Annotated in this window: 24 protein-coding genes; 6 read left to right on the top strand and 18 right to left on the bottom strand. The window is 59.7% G+C overall.

The annotated features are described in order from the left end of the window. The 5 genes from WD006_RS26200 to WD006_RS26220 all read left to right on the top strand — a co-directional run. A partial coding sequence (locus WD006_RS26200) for a metal/formaldehyde-sensitive transcriptional repressor (protein ID WP_425648321.1) occupies positions 1-246 on the top strand: 246 nt, incomplete at its 5' end. 44 nt (positions 247-290) lie between these two features. Further along, positions 291-1,295, top strand: a complete 1,005-nt coding sequence (gene dmeF / locus WD006_RS26205) for a CDF family Co(II)/Ni(II) efflux transporter DmeF (protein ID WP_024570573.1) — start codon at positions 291-293, stop codon at positions 1,293-1,295. A 1,245-nt stretch (positions 1,296-2,540) separates the two neighbouring features. Next, positions 2,541-3,476: an aldo/keto reductase gene (locus tag WD006_RS26210; RefSeq protein ID WP_024570572.1), complete on the top strand. Its 936-nt coding sequence runs from the start codon at positions 2,541-2,543 to the stop codon at positions 3,474-3,476. A 102-nt stretch (positions 3,477-3,578) separates the two neighbouring features. Further along, entirely contained in the window at positions 3,579-4,823 is a 1,245-nt protein-coding gene (locus WD006_RS26215) for an ATP-grasp domain-containing protein (RefSeq protein ID WP_024570571.1), read from the top strand. A 248-nt stretch (positions 4,824-5,071) separates the two neighbouring features. Further along, positions 5,072-5,386, top strand: coding sequence for a P-II family nitrogen regulator (locus WD006_RS26220; RefSeq protein WP_024570570.1), 315 nt, complete (start codon positions 5,072-5,074; stop codon positions 5,384-5,386). A 68-nt stretch (positions 5,387-5,454) separates the two neighbouring features. Here the strand turns inward: WD006_RS26220 and WD006_RS26225 are convergent, their stop codons facing one another. The 5 genes from WD006_RS26225 to WD006_RS26245 all read right to left on the bottom strand — a co-directional run bounded on the left by WD006_RS26225 (position 5,455) and on the right by WD006_RS26245 (position 11,942). After that, entirely contained in the window at positions 5,455-7,350 is a 1,896-nt protein-coding gene (locus WD006_RS26225; protein ID WP_024570569.1) for a heavy metal translocating P-type ATPase, read from the bottom strand. Between the two features lie 165 nt (positions 7,351-7,515). Further along, positions 7,516-7,905, bottom strand: a complete 390-nt coding sequence (locus tag WD006_RS26230) for a CzcE family metal-binding protein (protein WP_024570568.1) — start codon at positions 7,903-7,905, stop codon at positions 7,516-7,518. A 158-nt stretch (positions 7,906-8,063) separates the two neighbouring features. Next, entirely contained in the window at positions 8,064-8,546 is a 483-nt protein-coding gene (locus WD006_RS26235; RefSeq protein ID WP_200876159.1) for an MFS transporter, read from the bottom strand. A gap of 43 nt (positions 8,547-8,589) precedes the next feature. After that, on the bottom strand, positions 8,590-9,807 hold the full coding sequence (locus WD006_RS26240; RefSeq protein ID WP_152536362.1) for a YncE family protein: 1,218 nt from the start codon (positions 9,805-9,807) through the stop codon (positions 8,590-8,592). 431 nt (positions 9,808-10,238) lie between these two features. Beyond that, positions 10,239-11,942, bottom strand: coding sequence for a site-specific integrase (locus WD006_RS26245; RefSeq protein ID WP_024570565.1), 1,704 nt, complete (start codon positions 11,940-11,942; stop codon positions 10,239-10,241). A gap of 145 nt (positions 11,943-12,087) precedes the next feature. On the opposite strand from WD006_RS26245, the gene WD006_RS26250 reads away from it, so the two are divergent. Continuing rightward, complete coding sequence (locus WD006_RS26250; protein ID WP_024570564.1) at positions 12,088-15,054, top strand: Tn3 family transposase; 2,967 nt, start codon at positions 12,088-12,090, stop codon at positions 15,052-15,054. Here WD006_RS26250 and WD006_RS26255 read toward each other — a convergent pair. The 13 genes from WD006_RS26255 to WD006_RS26315 form a co-directional block, all read right to left on the bottom strand. Further along, entirely contained in the window at positions 14,966-15,274 is a 309-nt protein-coding gene (locus WD006_RS26255; RefSeq protein WP_425648323.1) for a zinc finger domain-containing protein, read from the bottom strand. The genes WD006_RS26250 and WD006_RS26255 overlap by 89 nt on opposite strands. A 12-nt stretch (positions 15,275-15,286) precedes the next feature. Beyond that, the gene (locus WD006_RS26260) at positions 15,287-15,610 is read right to left on the bottom strand and encodes a hypothetical protein (protein WP_029700466.1); all 324 of its coding nucleotides are present in this window, start codon (positions 15,608-15,610) and stop codon (positions 15,287-15,289) included. A gap of 4 nt (positions 15,611-15,614) precedes the next feature. Continuing rightward, positions 15,615-15,797, bottom strand: coding sequence for a hypothetical protein (locus WD006_RS26265; RefSeq protein ID WP_080672895.1), 183 nt, complete (start codon positions 15,795-15,797; stop codon positions 15,615-15,617). 53 nt (positions 15,798-15,850) lie between these two features. Then, entirely contained in the window at positions 15,851-16,057 is a 207-nt protein-coding gene (locus WD006_RS26270; RefSeq protein WP_024570563.1) for a hypothetical protein, read from the bottom strand. A gap of 64 nt (positions 16,058-16,121) precedes the next feature. Continuing rightward, complete coding sequence (locus WD006_RS26275) at positions 16,122-16,547, bottom strand: hypothetical protein (protein ID WP_024570562.1); 426 nt, start codon at positions 16,545-16,547, stop codon at positions 16,122-16,124. Then, on the bottom strand, positions 16,529-16,921 hold the full coding sequence (locus tag WD006_RS26280; RefSeq protein WP_412093862.1) for a DUF6283 family protein: 393 nt from the start codon (positions 16,919-16,921) through the stop codon (positions 16,529-16,531). The genes WD006_RS26275 and WD006_RS26280 overlap by 19 nt, the downstream gene beginning before the upstream one ends. Before the next feature lie 30 nt (positions 16,922-16,951). Next, complete coding sequence (locus WD006_RS26285) at positions 16,952-17,263, bottom strand: H-NS histone family protein (protein ID WP_024570560.1); 312 nt, start codon at positions 17,261-17,263, stop codon at positions 16,952-16,954. A 1,122-nt stretch (positions 17,264-18,385) separates the two neighbouring features. After that, positions 18,386-18,958: a hypothetical protein gene (locus tag WD006_RS26290; RefSeq protein ID WP_152536361.1), complete on the bottom strand. Its 573-nt coding sequence runs from the start codon at positions 18,956-18,958 to the stop codon at positions 18,386-18,388. A gap of 41 nt (positions 18,959-18,999) precedes the next feature. Beyond that, entirely contained in the window at positions 19,000-19,230 is a 231-nt protein-coding gene (locus WD006_RS26295; protein WP_024570556.1) for a hypothetical protein, read from the bottom strand. A 19-nt stretch (positions 19,231-19,249) separates the two neighbouring features. Then, positions 19,250-19,438: a hypothetical protein gene (locus WD006_RS26300; RefSeq protein ID WP_152536360.1), complete on the bottom strand. Its 189-nt coding sequence runs from the start codon at positions 19,436-19,438 to the stop codon at positions 19,250-19,252. Between the two features lie 11 nt (positions 19,439-19,449). Then, positions 19,450-19,707, bottom strand: coding sequence for a hypothetical protein (locus tag WD006_RS26305; RefSeq protein WP_024570555.1), 258 nt, complete (start codon positions 19,705-19,707; stop codon positions 19,450-19,452). Positions 19,708-19,718: 11 nt separating this feature from the next. Further along, positions 19,719-19,889: a hypothetical protein gene (locus WD006_RS26310; protein WP_155714392.1), complete on the bottom strand. Its 171-nt coding sequence runs from the start codon at positions 19,887-19,889 to the stop codon at positions 19,719-19,721. 15 nt (positions 19,890-19,904) lie between these two features. Beyond that, positions 19,905-20,168 carry a hypothetical protein gene (locus WD006_RS26315; RefSeq protein ID WP_024570554.1) on the bottom strand — a complete coding sequence of 88 codons (264 nt, stop codon included), beginning with the start codon at positions 20,166-20,168 and terminating at the stop codon, positions 19,905-19,907. Positions 20,169-20,177: the final 9 nt, after the last annotated feature.

Raw genomic sequence — 20,177 nt, forward strand, 5'->3', positions numbered from 1 at the left:
ATCAACCGAGTCCGCCGTATTCGCGGGCAAATTGATGCCATCGAACGCGCCCTTGAGGAGGAAAAGGGTTGCATGGACGTCCTGCAGCAAATCACAAGCTGCCGCGGCGCCATGAACGGACTCCTGAGTGTCGTGCTGGAAGAGCATATTCGCTGCCACCTGGTCGATGCGGAGGCTAGCCGGAGCGACAGTGAAGGCGATGCGCGCGAGGTGCTCATCGCGGTTGTTCGCAGCTACTTCAAGTAGCCCTAGACGCCGTCGAGACAAGTACACCTTTTCCGGTCACTACCATGCAAACTCAAGATCTATCCCAGTGGACCCACTCCCACATATTCGATACCGGCAACCAGGCGGCGGAACGGGGGACCCGACTCGTCATGCTGATTACCGCCACCATGATGTTCGTGGAAATCGCAGCGGGCCTGTGGTACAACTCCATGGCGCTGCTGGCCGATGGCTGGCACATGAGTTCTCATGCGCTGGCTATCGGGCTTAGTGCCTTCGCATATGCTGCTGCGCGCCGTTATGCGAACGACACACGCTTTGCCTTCGGAACCTGGAAAATCGAGGTGCTCGCCGGCTTCGCGAGCGCTGTTTTCCTGCTCGGCATCGCCGCACTCATGGTGGTTGGATCTGTCGAGCGCATGATTACTCCGCAAGCCATTCACTACAAGGAAGCCATGGCCGTCACGATAATTGGCCTCGTGGTGAACCTCGCTTGCGCACTCATCCTGGGCGGTGCACACGATCATGGTCATGGACACGACCACGGCCACCACCACGGCGCGCATGCGCATGAGCGCGATCACAAGCATCACGACCTGAACCTGCGCTCGGCCTACGTGCATGTCCTCGCGGATGCGGCAACCTCGGTGTTGGCAATTCTCGCGCTTGCTGGCGGTTGGCTGCTCGGCTGGGGCTGGCTCGATCCCGTCATGGGCCTAGTGGGCGCTGCGCTCGTCGGCACCTGGGCATTCGGCTTGCTTCGGCAGACTGGCGTCGTCCTGCTGGATCGGGAGATGGATCACCACGTAGTCGAAGAGATCCGCGAAGTCGTAGCGACGTTGGGCACTGGAGGCCACACCACACAACTTGCCGATCTCCATGTCTGGCGCGTGGGCAAGGAGAAGTTCTCCTGTGCCATCAGTCTAGTGACAAACGATGAGACGTTGTCGGCCGCAACAATCAAGCGCGCGCTCAGCATCCATGAAGAAATCGTACACATGACGGTCGAGATTCATCGCTACAACGACCAAGATGAGCACGCTCGAATCCCGGTGGGGCAATCGATTTAACGTCCGACTCACCGTCGGATCTAGGTGACCCGTCCGTATTCGCGACCATAGCGGCCCTTCTGGGTCAGTCTTCGAGCGGCTGAGATGGGTCGGTCTTCGAGCGGCTGAGATGGGTCGGTCACAGCCCACTAACCGAAACGGGCTCCCTACGTCCCGCACAGGAACTCGGCGATTCGTGCCCGTCTCACACTTTCTGCCACCTTCGCTGCTGGCCACATGCGACTTCATGGCGTGTGACATGACCGAAGAAAACCAGGCGCCCGGCCGATCTGCACCATCGCACCACCGCGTGCCGCTGCTTCGCTCCGCTAGCCAGGTCAGCCGCCGCTATGCAACTTGGCACATGCGTATCCCGGCCGGCACTCCGCATGTGGCGATTGATCGGGGTACGGCGCGTGCGACCTGTCGATCTCGCGAGATGAACAGCTGGACCTCTTCTGGGTATCTTCTTTCTTATGGGTCGCCGCGTGGTGGCGGGGATTCGCGGCCAGAGCAAGCAACGTCCTGCGGCCATGGTCAGGCATATCCTGGGGCCGAAAATCGAACTCCGTGGCGTGCGCAGCCAAATTGATGCCAAGAATGACTACGCACTGGGCAACCAGCAATAGCTTCGTCCAAGGTTTCATCTCGCGCTCAAGCAGAACACCGATGTAATTCGAGTGTAGGTCACCGCTGAGACGGCTGACTGAAGTCGAAAAGCTCGCTTGCCTCTTGACAGCTTCGCGTGCGGACGATGACGGCAGATCCAGTGCCCATCTGGCTAAACCGAGGGCGGCGACATGGCGACTTGCTCGGTCGGGATGTCGACACCGGTACGCCAACACCCCCCAGGCTAAAAGGGAAGCGTGGCGCTATTGAACTGCTCGCTGCAAAAAAACACCTGCGGCAATTTGGGAGTCCATTCGATGCAGGCAGCCTATCTAGCATCTTTATGACCGAACTGTAATCACACGGTCATCAATCATGTGGGCGAGCATACGGATGGGCGGCGGCCCGCTTCGTACATTGGCCTCAAACGGATTCGCGTGCGCGCCGCTCACCAGTCACAACGGCAAAGCAAGCCACACAGAGACAGCTGCCGCACTAAACCGCTGGCGAAACCGGTGAGCCCATGGCACACACCACTGCGTCGCCCGCCGCGACACTGCAGACACACTTGTTTGCTTGGATGGTTCCGGACCCGCCGATTGCGACTTGATTGTCAGAAGCCCCCTCATTTGGCTATCGCTTACTTAGGAGCCGTGCATGAGCATACTCGGATTCGGATGCGGCGCCATGCTCGGCCGGGTGGGCCGTGCGCAGGCACTGCGGGCACTTGAAGTGGCCTACGACAACGGCATCACCCATTTCGATGTGGCGCGGTCCTACGGCTTCGGGGAAGCGGAGATGCTGCTGGGCAGTTTTCTGCGCGGCAAACGCGATGCGGTGAGCGTAACGACGAAGTTCGGCATCGTGCCGCCGCGCAATGCTTCGAAGCTGGGCCTTGCGAAATCCGCCGCACGTGCCGTGTTGTCGCACCTGCCCGGCGGCCGCAGCCTGGCGCGGGCCGCGGCGCGCAAGATGCTGGCCCATCGCGACTATTCCCCGGCCTATGCCCGCGCCTGTCTCGACACATCGTTGCGCGACCTGTGCGTGGAGCGCGTGGACCACTACATGATTCACGACCCGGCCGAGGCAGACCTGAGCGACGAACTGCTGGGATTTCTGGAAGACGCGCGCCGCGCGGGCAAGATCGACCGCTGGGGCATTGCCACGGACCATCCCCCCGTGTTGTCGAGTCCCGCTGCGGCGCATGCCCAGGCACTGCTCTACGAAGGCAACCTGAACGTGCTCGACGCGCTATGCAAGGCACCCGACCCCGCAGGCCGCCCGGTGTTCCTGGCGCGTCCGTTCGGCGGTGGCGGCGGTGCCCTGCAAGGCGCGGTCAAGCGCCCCCCGATCTATCACGTGCTACGGACGCTGGGCCTGACGCCCGTCGATGACAACACCCTCGCGGTATTTTTTGCGTTAAGCCATGCCGGACGCACCGGCACGGTCGTGACGTCGATGTTCACCGAGGCGCATCTGCGGCAAAACCTCGCGCTAGTCAGTCAGTTCGAGGCGTTGGGTGAGCGCGGCCAGCAGATTGCGCCGGCCATCCTGCACGCTGTATGTCCGCAAGATTGCTCCCTACGAGGATGAACGCCTTCCATGCCGCGGCGTGTGCTGGCGTCTTAAATTGTCGCGTCCACTGTCGATACGAGACGTGGGTACCCTTGACGAACTGCAATCGTGGGGCCTTCCATGCATGCTTTCCCTTCCCAAAATCTGCTGGAGCCACGCCGCACGCTGATCAGCGTGCATAGCGTGCTCCGTCGCACGTTGGCCAACCAGGACCTTCGACCTCTAGCGCAATCTCTGCGGGAGCGTTTGCAGGCGGAGCCGAGGGACGCCAAATTAATGATGGACCTCTCATTGGTTCTTCAGGTCATTGGCGATGACGCAACGGCCAGACATATGCAAGCAGAAGCGTTGAAACTGCAGCGCTGCTATACCGCGCTGTCTTCCTGGACGTCGGATGGCCCGTCATTGCGCGTGCTGGCACTGATGATGCCAGGCGTACTGACGGACAACATCCCCCTTGACTGCCTGCTCGCCTACGCGAACGTGCAACTCGACGTCCTGTACGTGAACGACGATGGGACGCTACCGGACACGATACCCGATCACGATGTCCTGTTCGTGGCCATTCGAGCGTCGAGCCACAACCAGAACATCCTTCAGCAATGCTCGCATCACGCGCAGGTATGGCCCCGGCCCGTGCTGAACCAGCCGGAAAATATACGCCGCCTCTCGCCCGACAACGTGCCGGAATTGTTGACAGGCATCGCGGGACTGACGATGCCACCAATCCGTGGCACCACCCGCCTGGAACTGGAAGGCCTCGTCACTGGCGAATTTTTCGTCGACAGGCTCGTGGAGCATGGCAGGTTTCCGCTCATCATCCGTCCCCGCGATTCGCACGCTGGCCACGGACTAGAGCGAGTCGATGATCGCGCGGCGCTCGGTGCTTACCTTCTTCGCACGACTGGCGATGCGTTCCACGTTTCTCTGTATGTTGACTACCGCAGTGCGGATGGGCGGTTCCGGAAGTACCGCGTCGTCCTCATTCAAGGCGTGCCGTACCTGTGCCATGTGGCGATCTCCAACCACTCGATGGTGCAATATGTGAATGCCGGCATGGCTGAATCCATGACGAAGCGGCAGGAAGAGTCGTGGCTGATGGAGAGCTTCGATCACGGCTGCGCGCGGCGCCATGCGGCCGCGCTGCAAGGCGCTTACACGGCACTTGGACTGGACTACGTGGTGTTGGATTGTGCCGAAACACCCACGGGCGAACTACTGGTTTTCGAGGCCGATACGGCACTAGTGGTCCATGACGCCGATCCGGCGGAAATTTTTCCCTACAAGAAGGCGCACATGCGGAAGCTGTTAAAGACTTTCGAGGCCATGCTCGCCACCACAGTAGAGACGAAGCGGGTTTCCTAACGCCCTGGTGTTGGACATCTTCCCCCATCTCTAGAGTGCGGGGAAGCCGCATTGGTCGCCGCTCCGCACCGTGTTGAAGTCACAATCGGTGTGCCAACCTGATTAGTTTTCTTGGTCGGCGAGGGGTCGTAGGTCCCGCCGCCGTATACAGGATGAAGGCTCGTCGCGGTGGGTGTGCGCTTACGAGAAAGTGCCGGGGACGTCTACGGACCACCCGTCGATCTGGCAACTCCTCATGGTATGAGATCATGACTATCAAACTGGTAATCGCCGTCATTCCTTCTCACCTGCTGAAGGAGCTCGAACGAGCCCTTGCATCCACACATGCCCCTGGGCTCACCATCACCAAGGTAAAAGGCCACGGCCCATTCAACAGTTACTTTGTCAGTGACATAACCGGCTTCTATTCAAAGGTCGAGATCTTTGTGGAAGAAAGCGGCGTACCGGCGATTCAAACCGCAATCTCCGACGTAACCATAGAAGCGAAGGATAAGGCCGGCATCATCGCCGTCATTCCCACGGAGACGTTTATGCCACTCCATACGACGGAAGCAAAGACTTGAATTCCTGCCAGCCCGAACTTCCGGATCGCCCTCACCTTTGGGTTCGGGCTGGCACCCTGCATTGGAATTCAGGCATGAGGAATACGCACGCGTAGCAGCTTGACCGAATTCAGGAACACCATGACGTCCGGCCCCAGATGGATGAATGCGGCCTGGATCGGTCCGATCCAGCCCATCAGTGCAGCGGTGATCCCGAGAACGTGGACCACGCCTACACCTACCCAAAGGTTTTCCTGGATGGTTCGATAGCTGCGACGTGCAATATTGCGGGCCGCGACAATCTTGTTCAGGTCGTCGGTCATCAGCGCAATATCGGCAGCCTCGAGCGCTGCCTGCGTACCGCCCCCGCCCATGGCGATGCCAACTTCGGCGCGCGCCAGCGCTGGCGCATCGTTGACGCCATCACCAACCATCGCCACTTTCAGCCCCTTCGCTTGCAACTGGGCAATGGCGGCCACCTTGTCTTGGGGCATCAAATCCGCCTTGACCTCGTCCACGCCAAGCTGGGATGCGATCGCCTGGGCCGTCGCCGCATTGTCGCCGGTCAGCATGACGATCCGCTTGACGCCGCTTTCACGCAACGCTGCGATCGCCTCGGCGGCACCCGGCCGCAGGGTGTCGGCAATGAAGATGACGCCGGCGAAGCGGCCATCCACGGCGACATGCACGGGCGTACTGCCTGGATCTTCGACGCTACGATCCAGTGTGACACCGGCTTCCCGCAGCAATGCGGGATTGCCCACCAGCACCACACGCCCCTCCACGCTCGCCTTCACGCCGCGCGCCTGGATCTGCTCGAAGTTGTCCGGTTCAGGCACCTGCATGTCGCGCGCGGCCGCCTCGTCCACCACAGCCTTGGCCAGCGGATGAGCTGACCTGCGATCCGCAGCGGCGGCCAGTCTCAGAAAATCCGTGTCGGAAAGGCCTGGCTCCAGTACTTCCACACGTACGACTTTCGGCTTGTTCGCCGTCAACGTACCAGTCTTGTCGAAGACCATGGCATCGGCCTTGGCCAGCAATTCGAGGTAGAGGCCGCCCTTGATCAGAATGCCGGTGCGGGCGGCCCGCGCAATGGCGGCGATCATGACCAGCGGCGTGGCCAGGCCGAGTTCGGCGGGCGAGGTGAAGATCAGCAGCGTGACGATCTTCGACACGTCGCGTGTCACCAGGAAGACGCCCACCAGAAATACCAGCACCACCGGGATGAGCCAACTCGCCACCCGATCGGCAAGCTTCTGCACAGGAGCCCGCTCGGATTCTGCATCCTCTACCAGCGCAATGATGCGGGAGAAAATCGTGTCGCCACCGACCTTGTCGGTTCGCACGTCAATCGCGCCCGACTCGACGATGGTACCGGCGAATACCTGCGATCCTTCTGCCTTGTCCTGCGGAACGCTTTCACCGGTGATGGGCGCCTGGTTCACCGCCCCGGCGCCACCAACCACCACCCCATCCACAGGAATCTTCTCGCCGGTGCGCACGAGAACGACCTGCCCTGCCGTAACCTGCGCAATCGGCACCGTGCGTTCACCCCCGGCATCACGAACCAGTGCCACCTGGGGCACCGATCCAATCAGCGATTTGATGGACGCGCGCGCGCGATCCGTATTCAACTCGGCGATGAACTCGGCGATCAGGATGATGACCATGAGCACGGCGCCAGCTATGGTCTCGCCGCCAAACACGGCAACGATGGTCGCGATCGTGACGAATATCTCGGTCCCGATCTTGCGTTCGGTGAAAAGGTCCTTCAGACCCGTCTTCACCAAGGGATAAAGACCGATGGCGACCGCCGCCCAGAGAACCTCGATCGGCACGAGCTGCTGCCAGTAGAGAAACGCAATGAGTCCCGTCAGTGCGATTCGCCCAACCTCGATCCAACGTTCGCGAGTCATCAGGTCAAGGACACCGGGCTCACGTTGCCCGGCGGGTGTTTGCTCGATCGATTGCGATGTGGCGGCCATTCATCTGCCTCTCTGAACGCTGGTGCTCAAGGTCGCAGGGAATTACACAACTACTCCGATCCGGCGATGGCGACGGATGCCGGACGGTCATGCGACCATGCTATCAGAGCTCGGCAGGCTATGCGCCGAGAGATAGGATGCTCGGAGGCTTGCAACTCAAGGAGGTCAGCCCCCCGTGACCAGGTCGCTTCTCTCAATGTAGATGCGCACGTCAGCGCTACGAGGCAAATCTGGCAACAGCAAGTTGAGGTCCACGCTCGTATCCCTCACCATCTGTGCAAAGGCCCACGCAGAGATCTTCTCATCCGATCGAAACGCAACCGTCTCTCCAGAACTCACGTTGACATACCGCGTGCCTGGCTTGAGGTCCACAATTCGGCTCGCCTGGGCTTGACCAATCGGATCGCCATATAAAGCGGCTTGACGCTTCGCCAGCGCTTTCCCGGCCGAAGCCGAAGCATCGGGCTTCGACCCAGCCGTTTCCATCGCATACGACATCGACACTCCACCAAACAGAATCGCCGCAAACAACAAGGCTTGTCGCTTCGCTTTCATAGTCACCCCTCTTGAAAACTCGTTGATCAATGAGAACGAGTGTACAAATTGCCCGCGTTCTACAGCCTTGCTAACGGATTACAAATGGGTAACTGCGTTTGACTCTATCTGAATCGGCCGCACTGCGATCTGGGGGCCATACCACCACTGTCACCAGGTCAGTGCCTACCCAAGACCACGTCGCGCGGCACACCCGGGGTCTCGGGACTGTAGCGCAGGATGAAGACCGTGGCGATATAGAAAAGGATGTTCGGCGATGCCATCGCGAAGATGGCCACCAACAGCGACCGCCATGATGACCTTACGAATTCCGCCGCCGGAAAGCGAGCTTTCTGCTTGTGCTCCTTCACTGCCGAAAAGGCTGGCGTCTCCTCGATCTTGAGCCGGATGTACAGGCCGATCAGCACCAAAGCCGCACTTCCGACAAATGGCACACGCCAGCCCCAGCTCAACATGTCTTTCGTCGGCAGCTTCTGGACCAGATAGAAGGCGGCCGTCGACAGCACCAGTCCCGCAGGAATGCCGCATTGCGGCCAACTCCCATAGAACGCCCGCTTGCCAGGCGGGGCATGCTCCACCGCCACCAGCACCGCCCCGCTCCACTCCCCACCAATAAGCGCGCCTCGGCCTGGCGGACGCATCAACCAATGCGACGGCCCGCCAGACTTTTGCAGCTCGACGGCACTATTCGCTGGCGCCACCTGCATTCAGCGTGGCACGGCCATAGGTCAGCACACGAAAGGTGTTCGGAAGGAATGTGGTCTTGGGCTTGCCGGCATTGTCGAACCGGGTCACGGTTTCTGCCGAAGACAGGTGAATGCGCCCGCTGGCATAGTCGTAAGCACCGCTGCGCGCAGTTGGGCGCGTGCTGACACTGAGGGCGAGCGCATAGTCGTCAGCGGAACGCTGTGAAATCACTGTCATGGACGAATCGCCATTGACGACTACGATGGTCTTCCGGGGCCCATCAAAGAACATGTCGTCGGTACCACGGCCGATCGGCAGCTTCGCAATCTGCGCCCCCGTGTTGCTGTCGAGCACCGCCATGGCCGGCGCAACGGCGTCCGTGCCCCGGCATGCAACGAAGACACGCTGATTTGCGGGATCAACCGCCAGGGAAGAAGGCGTCAGGCATTCGCGCATCGGCCAGGTCGCATCGACTTTCATGTTGCGCACATCGATACGAGCTACTGCTGACTTGTCGCGCAATGGAAGGAAGATGTGGCCTGCGGCGTCCGACCGGGCAGGGTCGATCTTTTCGCTCTGGACATCGATGCTGCCTGCTGGCTCGCCTGTCTTTGCATCGAAGAACATCACCGGTGTGACCTGGCTACCCTTGGCAGGGGTGCCAATCATCATGAAACGTTTGCTGAATGGTTCGTAACTGGCGCCGTCGAACCCCTCTGTGGTGCTCTTGTAACGCTTCAGCGTCTGAAGGGTGGAAAGCTGAAACACCACGACATCGCCGTCGGTCGTACCTGCGATGCCGATATCGAACTCCGGTGCGACCGAGGTTGCATTTGCGCCAGTGGATTCCTTCAGCGTCTTGACCGGAACCCCACGACGGACATCGAACACCTGAATGCCATCCTTACGATGGCCGATGAACATGTTCCCGCGTTTTTCGTCCAGGGAGCTGTAGTCCCAGCCGGTATCCGTGCTGGGTAGCGCGGCGGCCCGCTCCAGCTTGTAGCCCGCAAAGGAGCGGTTACCGGGTTCGACGGAAGCCGCGTGCGCGGATACGGCACACAGGGACACGACCGCAAGGAACAGCGAGGCAGGCTTGAAATATTGAGTACGCGACATTTTCGAGGACGAAGGAGAGTGCTGGCTGAAGCAAAGCCAATGGACGGAACGCTCCGGCAGAATGAGCCTTACCGGGGCGACGAAGTTGAAGCACAAGCTTCAGTACCTATACGTCGCCGCGACTCCGCCCCCCTCGCTTTTTTTCTTCGTAGGGCAGGCCGGTGTCCGAAGGCCGGGACGCTCGCACGGATTGGGGGAAATAAAACGCTCCATCAAGGAGCGCTAGGATTGTTGACAAAGCCCCCAGTCGTTTTGGGGGCTTTGTTCATAGTGACGTGAAGGAGTCGTCTCGGCGGAGCAAGTCACCGAGGCGGAGTGCGACTAGCGGACCATGCTTGGCAACTCCACGCCGAGATCGCTCTCGTCCGGCCACAACAAATCGTGAGCGACCGAGAAGGGTCGTTCTGGGACAGCCGACTTTCCTGCAAGTTCGAGCTTTCGATCTGCTCGATCCTTGCACTGCAGCATTCAGTTAGGGCATCAACCCGCAAATTGCGGATACCCGACAATCTCTCAGCTATGAACGCCTATTTGCGTGCGCCGAATGCCTGCCGCATCTGTTTGGCACGCTCAAGTTCGTCGCCGTGCAGGTACATGGACGTGGTGGCGATCGACGCGTGGCGCAGGTTGTCGCGCACGGCGGTGAGTTCAGCCCCGCGAGCCAGCGCGTGGCTGGCGTGACTGTGTCGCATCCAGTGGGGCGTTGCACGGCGCAGTTTCTCCGCAGCCACTGGGTGATCGGCGTCGATCGCGTCGGCGGCCTGCGCAAAGAAGCGCCTTAGCAAGCGCCAAAGATGAGCGCCGGTTATACCAACGGCGCCATCCTCGCCCAGGCTCGCCACTAGGGGAGTCTTCGGATTCCATCTCTCCCGGCTGATCGGCAACTGCCGCTGTGCCAGGTACTGGTCTAGCGCCGTATATGCGAGGGGCGGCAAGGCTACCTTCCCGGGCTTGCTCCCTTTTCCGACAAGATGCAGCCAGCGGTCGCCGTGCCCGTCGAGGTGCACGTTGCCAAGTGCAGCGCCGACCAGTTCGCTGGCGCGCAGACCCGTCGCGTACCCAAAGTCGAGCAGAAAACGTAGGCGCTGCGCCGCCGGCTCGGACCAGCCGTAGGACCGCTCCAGACCGTCCGCGATGGCCCGCAGCAGTAGCCATTCCCCTTCGGTAAAGCCTCGAGCCGTATCCAGCGCCGGTCGCGAGGCATGGCCGCGAACCTTGATGCCGGCAAACGGGTTGGCCAGCACGTAGCGCTGCTCGATGAGCCACCGAAACAGGGCCGACAACACCGTGAGCGCATAGGCGGCCGAGCGTGCCGACAGGCCACCAGAGAAGGGGCGCCACTCCACCGAGTCACGCGGCCGCGGCGGCCCAACCCAGCGCTCGCGCGGCGTTGGGCGCCGGACGAAAGCCCGGTACGCGATGGCATCATCGGTCGTCAGCGACGAGAGCGCCCGACCCCGCTCGACAATTGCCCAAAGGATCAGCCGCTCGGCTTCCTTGCGATACGCGCGCTGCGTGGCGGCTGTTTCGTGGAGCGAAAGCCAGGCTCGTACCGCCTCGTAATCGTTCGTGGCGTTCAGCGTGCAGGCCTCGCGCGGTGCGCGGAAGCTGCCCTGCGACCCATCAACTTCGCGCGGCACACGCAACTGCTCCCACGGCACGATGCCGCGGGGATGGGCGACCGCTATCAGAGCCCGGGCGCGCTCAGTAAGCTGCGGATGAGCGGCAAAGAACGCTTCGACCTGCCGGGCGCCGGTGATGCCGAGCCCCTCGATCACCTTCCACCAGCCGCGCCGGCGTGGGATACGCACGGTCAGGTCCGACAGCGTGCGGATGCCATGGGCCTGCAGCGCCTTGACGGTGCGTGGCGCGAGCCATGGATCGATGGTGTCGCTGATCTCGGGCTGGGGTACCGGCAGCGAGGGCAGCAGCTTGATCGCACGTTCGACCGCGCCGGCGCGCCCCTGCCGTTCTGCGGGGGTGTGCTCGAACAGTGCGGCCAGATCCGGCCGGTGGCGGCTTTCCGCGAACGCGACGAGTTGTCGACGAATGTCCCCCAGCATGCCGCGTGCGGACTGGCCCGATGCTTTGCGGCCAGAAAGGTAGTGTGCTACCGCCGCACGGGAACTGATCCCCGCATACCAGCCGCGCAATGCAGCCAGCGCATCCGCATCCGGGAGGCTGGGCTCAGCAGGCGCGGAAGCGGTGCGTCGGGTCTGGCGCGATTTCATCGGCTCCACTTACATTAATAAAAACACGTGCCGCGATAATACCAATTATCTCAGCACAACGATATAGACTGCAGAATTTTCACAAACCTTACCCCCGGAAATCGGCGTAGCGCCCCCGCTGGAATCCGATTTTTCAAGGAATGGCATGCCACGTCGTACCGTACTCTCCAACACCGAGCGAGAAAGTCTGCTTTCTTTCCCGGACAGTGAGGACGAGCTCATTCGCCACTACACGTTCAATGAAACGGACCTTGCACTAATCCGGCAGCGTCGCGGAGCTGAAAACCGGCTCGGGTTCGCCGTGCAACTCTGCTACATGCGCTATCCCGGCATCATGCTGCCCGCCGGCGAGGAACCACCCCAAGCATTGCTCGAGATGGTAGCTCGCCAGCTACGCATCGCGCCATCGCATTGGGAAGACTACGGAAGGCGCGATAAGACCCGTAGAGAGCATCAGGCAGAACTGCAAGCCGTGCTCCAGATGCGTGCTTTCACAATGGCCGACTATCGCGCAGCAGTGCAGGCACTCGTCGAGCTAGCGCAGCAGACCGACAAGGGAATCATCTTGGCCACAGCACTGATCGATTCCCTGAGGCAGCAGGCGTTGCTGCTCCCCGGCGTCAACGTAATGGAGCGCATCTGTGCGGAAGCCGTGACGCGAGCAACTCGTCGCATATACCAGGTCTTGACCGACCCGCTCACAGATCACCACCGACATCAACTGGATCAACTTCTGCATCGCCGGCCCGATGGGCGCCTAACCTGGCTTGCCTGGCTGCGCTTACCTCCGGGCAAGGCCAGTTCCCGCCAGATGTTGCAGCACATCAATCGCTTGAAGATGCTACGAGCGATCAACCTGCCAGATGGAATCGAACGACTGGTTCACCAGAACCGGCTGCTCAAGATTGCCCGCGAGGGCGCCCAGATGACACCCTATGACCTTGCGAAATTCGAGCAACAACGCCGTCACGCAACGCTGACCGCGATCGTCGTTGAGGCTCGTGCAACGGTGACCGACGAAATCGTCGACCTCCATGACCGTATCCTCGGACGGCTGTTCAATCTGGCAAAGAAGAAGCATCGCGAGCAGTTTCACCTGTCAGGCAAGGCGCTCAACGACAAGATCCACCAGTACTCGAAGATCGGCCGCGCCATCCTGAAGGCCAAAGAAAACGGCGGCGACCCATTCGAGGCGATCGAAGCTGTGATGCCTTGGCACGTTTTCACGAAGAGCGTCTCGGAGGCCGAACAGCTTGCGCAGCCAGAAACCTTCGACTTCCTGCATCTGGTTGGCGACTACTTCTCCACGCTGCGTCGCTATGTACCGGAGTTCCTCGACATATTGAAAATGCGTGCAGCGCCGGCAGCCAAGGACTTACTGGCGGCAATCGAAACGATCCGGACAATGAACGCCAACGACGCCCGTAAGGTCCCGGCCGACGCACCGACCTCCTTTATCAAGAAACGTTGGGAGCCTCTGGTACAGACCAAGAACGGCATCGACCGACGGTTCTATGAAATGTGCGCACTGTCCGAACTGAGGAACAGCCTGCGCTCCGGTGATATCTGGGTTGAAGGATCGCGGCAATTCAAGGACTTCGAGGAATATCTGCTGCCGACCGAAAAGTTCGGTGCGCTTAGGGAGAATCGCTTGCTGCCACTGCCGGTAATTACCGATTGCGACCGTTTCCTGGAAGAGCGGCGCCGGCTACTGGAAATGAAGCTGGCCACCGTTAACCGGCTTGCCGCCGCAAAAAAGCTGCCGGATGCGATCATCACTGAGTCAGGCTTGAAGATCTCGCCGCTTGACGCCTCTGTCCCGATGGAGGCACAGACATTGATCGACCAGACGTCCCTCATGCTGCCACGCGTCAAGATTACCGAACTCCTGATGGAGGTGGATGCATGGACAGGATTCACTCACCATTTCACGCACCTGAAAACCGACGAGCCAGCCTCCGATAAAACGTTGCTGTTGACGACGATTCTTGCCGATGCCATCAATCTCGGACTGACCAAGATGGCAGAATCCTGTCCCGGTACCACGTATGCCAAGCTGGCGTGGCTGCAAGCCTGGCATATCCGGGACGACACATATTCGCAAAGCTTGGCAGAGCTGATCAACGCGCAGTCGGCGCATTCATTTGCCGCGCATTGGGGTGATGGCACGACCTCGTCCTCAGACGGCCAGCGTTTCAAGGCCGGCGGGCGGGCCGAGAGCACCGGCCACGTCAACCCGAAGTATGGCTCGGAGCCCGGCCGGATGATCTACACCCATATCTCGGACCAGTATGGGCCATATCACACCAAGCTGGTGAACGTCGGCGTTCGTGATTCCACCTACGTACTTGACGGCCTGCTTCATCACGAGTCAGATCTGCGAATCAAGGAGCATTACACGGATACCAACGGTTTCACCGATCACGTCTTTGCCCTGATGCACCTGCTCGGGTTCCGATTCGCGCCGCGTATTCGCGATCTCGCGGAAACAAAGCTATATATCCCTGGTAGTCCAGATGACTATCCGGCCGTGGCGCCGATGATTGGCGGCACTTATCGGGAAAACCTGATCCGGTCTCACTGGGACGAGATTCTCCGCCTCGCCACGTCTATCCGGCAGGGCACAGTCACAGCCTCACTGATGCTACGCAAGCTTGGCAGCTATCCGCGGCAGAACGGCTTGGCCGTTGCCCTTCGTGAGCTGGGACGCATCGAGCGGACGTTGTTCACCCTCGACTGGCTTCAGGATCTGGAATTGCGCCGCCGCACTCATGCTGGTTTGAACAAGGGGGAAGCCCGCAATGCGCTTGCGCGATCCATCTTCTTTTACCGTCTCGGCGAAATCCGCGATCGCAGCTTCGAGCAGCAACGGTACCGCGCCAGCGGACTAAACCTGGTGACCGCGGCGATCGTTCTCTGGGACACCGTCTATCTTGAGCGCGCTGTGCAGGCAATGGAGAGCCGCGGCATGCCGGTCGATCCGACGCTGTATCCCTATTTGTCGCCCTTGGGGTGGGAGCACATCAACCTGACCGGCGACTACGTGTGGCGCATGAGCCATAAACCGGAAGCTGGAAAGTTCCGCCCCTTGCGGCGTCTAGCCGAGCGCTAACTCGCGAGCGAGGTCTTAGAGGGCAATATTTTCCGAATTCTGAAGCCGCCCCCTCAGCATCCCGAAGCAAATCCCAGTCGGTCGGCGACACTATCCCGACGGCAATCCAACGCGCCCTGTGCGCGAGACTTTGCGCCCCAGACGGCGTTTTGCACGGCCACCCTACATCTGCACCGCAACGCGGGCATCTGACATTCAGTGGTAGCGCGCTGGATGACATCGCTGCAAATCGCTACTCGACTTCAATGGAACGACCATCCATCGACTGAGTCCCGATCTTTGCTTCTACACCCATCGAGTCTTCCCACGCTTGCGCGAAATCAGCGACGGCTTCTGGGTCGCCCTTAAGCGCAATGACGGTCTCTCCGCAAGCTGGACATTGGCCAGTAAAGGCTGCGTCGATGCCGCTCACGCCTCGCGTGTCCATCTCTTCGAACTCCGAGACTGCAGTTTGACATGCACCACATACCAAGTTCTCTGGGCGCAGCGCAGCGCGCTTCGCCTGAGCTTGCGCGATGCGCTGTTCCTTCGTCCCACGTTGTTTCGCTTGTCCCATTTCTCTACTCCGAGCCGTGCTCGACTATGCTGTCGAGCGAATCCTGCAGCGTCTCCGCTGCAGCGGAATGCAGCGAGATACCTGCTTCATCCAGCGGAATTCCGGAGGGCATCTTCCCTGATTCCGCTGCATCTCGCAGCAGGTTAATCGCCAGTCGTAATGCGTCAGCAACGGTCAATTCTGGCATGGCTTCTCTGTTGCTTTGTCGCTTTTGATTGCATGCTGTGTCGATGCGTGAAATTAGAAGCTGATCACGCCGATGATGCGGACGCTTGACGCGGGAACACCCACGCGCCGAGAGACAGCGTTGCGGGCGCGCTGTTCGAGGCCATATCCCTTGGATGAATCCGCCACGCGCGCTATGAACTCGACTTGGCCGGTCGTTTCCTTGCCATCCTTCGTCACCGTATAGTTGGCTCGGACTGTCAGTCGCTCAATTTTCCTCATCCTGTTTTCCGATCCGCTGGACCAGCGCGAGGGCGCCCTGGTTCGCTTCGTCAGCGTTTTTCCGCTACCCCTTGGCGTGCTTCGCCAATGCTGTGGCTCGGTGCTTTTCCTCCCCCGTGACCGAGTAGAGGGGCACGCCGTCAGCTTGGACGCGGGCGTTGCCTTCGTCAAGAGTCAGAACCTCGCAACCGAGCCCCTGGAGCGCCAATGCATTGGCGGGCGCATCCGGCGTATCGTCCAGGAAGGTGTTGCGCCGCAATGAATTCTCCCTCGTTCCGGTCACGAAGAGCCAGCCGGAGTCGAGTTGACACAGGAACGCACCGTCGGCCGGCTCGGAGTACAGAGACGTGAATGACATCCCGGCATCGTTCCGCTGACCAACAGGCACATCACCCCACAGAAAGAAGCGGTAGCCATCCTGCTCACCTCGGGCAAAAATCCGTCCTGCAAAGTAGGCGTCAGTGGATTGGGTCATGATGCTGTCTGGCATTTGTCTGTGCTTTGCAGTCGAAGCTTTTCGAGAACCTGACCGTAGTCGTCGTGCAGCTCAGGCCAGCCCTCGCCAGGCGCAAGCATGGCTGGATCAAGTCTCCCGACCGTTACGGCCAAGCGCACGCTCGGATGGCAGTGCCCAACTCTGGCAAGCCAACCCGCGCAGGCGAACTCCGCCCCTTCCTTGGATTGGTGGCAGGCGAAAACACCCGCACCGAAGTCGGGCCCCATGCCTCGGTGGTCGGGACAAGTAGCAGCCAGACTTTCGGCCAGTGCGAGATCAAAATTAGCAATGTCGCCGGCTACTGAGTCGCGCCGCCATGGGCACGAAGCACACGGCGCACTCAGCTTGCTCAGTTGGCATGAACTCATCGCATTCGTCCTGCGCGGGAGCCTTACCGATCAAGCCTCCGTGGAAATCAGGAACCGGCTCGGATTCTTGCCAAGCCAACCTGGTGCGCGGCCACGACCCGACCATGTTTTACCTGTCTTGGGATCGCGATATTTCGGCGGAAGACCCGAGACGGGCTTCTTCGCGCCAGTCGCGGGCCGGCCTCGGCGCTTACGCGGCATCAGGTCTTCCACGGTCAAATCGTAATCGGCCATCAGTCCTTGGATCTTTGCGATTACGTTAGAAATCTCTTGCGCGCGGACCTCAGCCAGTTGGGCTTCAAGGCGCGTTTTCTCCGCCAGCAATTGCTTATAGGTGGCCATCTGAACGACATTCCTTTTTGTTTGACATTTCTATCCGACTGCCGGTCGGTGCGGAGCGCACGTGCGCCAGGTGCTTTTCTCAATCTTCCTGCTGTCCCGTTCCGGCGAACGCGCTAGAGCTAAAAATAACATCGCTCAACTGCGATTTAACATAAGCTTTATTCATAACCCGACAGACAGGCGACGCACTCATCCAGAATGGTCTACACAATTAGTATGACATTCACTCACCGAGAGCGCGGTTGACCCGCTTGCATTTGTACATGCCAGTGAACGGTTTCCCCATGTCGTACCTACTGAGCTTCAGTTCGCCGCCAACCTTCTGCAGCTCACCGGAACGCGTAGGATTGCCGCTTCCGCATTGGGCCACGTACTCGAACTCGACCTCATCGGGGCTTTCAGAGCAGACCTTGTACATCGCACCGTCGAATGTGTAGGCGGTCCCTGGCTCACCACGGATCTCGATAGCATCACCGTCGACTCTCAGGATAAATCTGTCGGCAGTGACGTCCCCACCAAAATTGACTTGACCATCACAAGCCAACTCCCTCGGCGCCCTCTGGCTGCAGGCGGAGATAGCCGATACACAAGCAAGCGTCACTGCCAACCGTCGCATCAAGGACATAAGATCCTACGCTTTCGTTTGCGCCAGCAACCGGTCGAGGCGCGCTGGAACGCTTGCCCGATCAGCGCCCTTCGGAAGGATCGCATCCGGAGAATTCGCTGCCTGCCGCAAGCAATCCACGATCTCGCCGGCTTCTGCCGGCCGCCGTTCGAGGTGACAGCTCATAGCCAGGCCAACCAGTAGTGCGCGATCCTCCTGTGGCATCGACATTAGCGAGGGCCACACGATTTCTAACCGAACCTTGGCGCGTTCGCCGTCAGCGTTGCCCTCGAACGTGCCTATGAACTGGCCGATTAGGGCAACTACAAGAACGACTGCGCCCCCTGCTATAGCGCCCTTCACATTCATCTGCTTTTCCGATCGTTATTCGTCGACGAGTTGGATGGAATCGTCGAGCATGCCCCTAATATTGCCCTCGGTCGAAGGCGCTGCCTGGCAGTTCTGTTTAGCGGGGTAACAGGCCCCGCCCCTATGCATGTCGCATCCCTTTTCCGTCGTCAGTTGGCAGGCACTGCTGCTGCATAGGCGGCACGGCCTTCAGCACAACAAGTGCCATAGTAGGCTGCGAGATCGTCTGGTAGATGCGCTAAGTGTGGCGTCTTGAAGATATCCGCTGGCGACGTTGCCCGCACGTGCGAGTAAAGAAAGAGCACACATTTCAAAGCAACTTCCAGCGTCGGAATTTTCATTACGTTCTGATCATCGAGGTGTGCGACGAACTTGTCACGATAGACGCGCATCTCATCCAGGTACCGCTTCCAAGCTTGAATATTGATTCCGGTCGCCGTCAAAAGGCCCGCAAGAAATTGCTGCTGATCTGCGTCATTCCGCACAAGGCGCTTCCAGTGATGCCGCGCCTTGCCATCTGCGAACAACTTACACCATTCGAGTACAGCGATATCCAGCATGTTGCCGTTGACCGTTGCGCCGAACTGCGATGTCTGCTTCAGACTGCCAGTGCCATCTTCGGCGATGAAACCAACGCGATAATAAGCAATGTTGCGAACACAGTGACAACACAGCAACGAGAGTTTCCGTACGAACCGTGGATCGAGTGGAGTCTGTGACATGTGGTAGCGTTTTCCTCTGTGCCGGCCTGCACCAGCTTTTCCTATGGATGGTTGCGACGAAGCTCTTTCAATTCGTCGAGGATTTCGCTCAGACACCTGTAGGAGTACTTCGGGAAATTTCCGCCGTCATCACCATGAAAGGTCCGATCAATAAGGGAACGCAGCGCCCGCAACTCATTTACTACTTCCGACACCTTCTCAATGAGACGCCACATGAGATAAAGGCCGACGCCGACAGCACCGCCAATCAAAAACTGGTGATACTCAGACATAGTTTTTCCTTCGCGCTTATCACTCGCCCTGCCGACCGCTATCATCCGCCTGGTGCTCGCCCCCGCTGGAGCGATAGCCAGTCTGGTGAGGCAACGGTTCTGTCGGGAAAGGAAACACTCCCCGGCAATGCTTGCAGCTATAGCCCTTACCGTGTTCACACAGCGGCGAGAGCGGTTCGTCCCAGTGCGACGGTTGGCGACTCGACATGGCTTTCTCCTTTAGCTACCGAGCCGCTGCAGCGCTTCCCGGCTGGCTTCGAATGCTTTGTGCTCGCAGGCCATAGCCATGACTTCGACCGCCGTAGTTGCAATTGCGTCCCCACGCGACGGATGCTCGATGATGAGATAGCCATCACCAAAGTCCCGGCGATACATATCGGCCTTGAAGCGCAGATGTTCTTCATCGCGGCAAAAATCGACACCAATGCATCGCTGCGTCTCGATCTCGATGCCCACACACACGAAATGTTTGGTCATGGCTTCTGCGTTCAGTTGTTGGGGTCAGCCAGCTCGCGAGCCTGCTGGTTCAAATCGGTGACGGCGCGGTGCGACAGCAGCACACGCAGGTCTGTGTCACCGAGCAAAATGTAGTCGTCGGCCACCTCAGTGCAACCAGCATCGCGAAGCAACTGAATGGCCGCTTGAGAGAGTTTCGCCATTGCTTTTCCGTGGCGTCAGGCGGCTTTGCCAAAAATGTGCTTGATGGTCTGTTCCGCCTGAAACAGTTCGTCGTCAGACCAACCAGGACGGCGGCGAAGCGTCAGCATTTCGGAGAACAGCCGAAAATTCTTCTGATCCAACTTGTCAACGCTGCGCAGGTCGATCTTGTTTTTCCCGCCACGATAGAAGCTCACGAATGCATGCCCGAGAAACATAGCCGCGTCGCCACCGCCTTCAACGACCGCGATAAGTTCTTGCAGAATTTCTTTCGTTTGCATATGACGATT

This window comes from Cupriavidus sp. Met-2 (assembly GCF_049843575.1).
In the GTDB taxonomy this organism is placed as follows: domain Bacteria; phylum Pseudomonadota; class Gammaproteobacteria; order Burkholderiales; family Burkholderiaceae; genus Cupriavidus; species Cupriavidus metallidurans.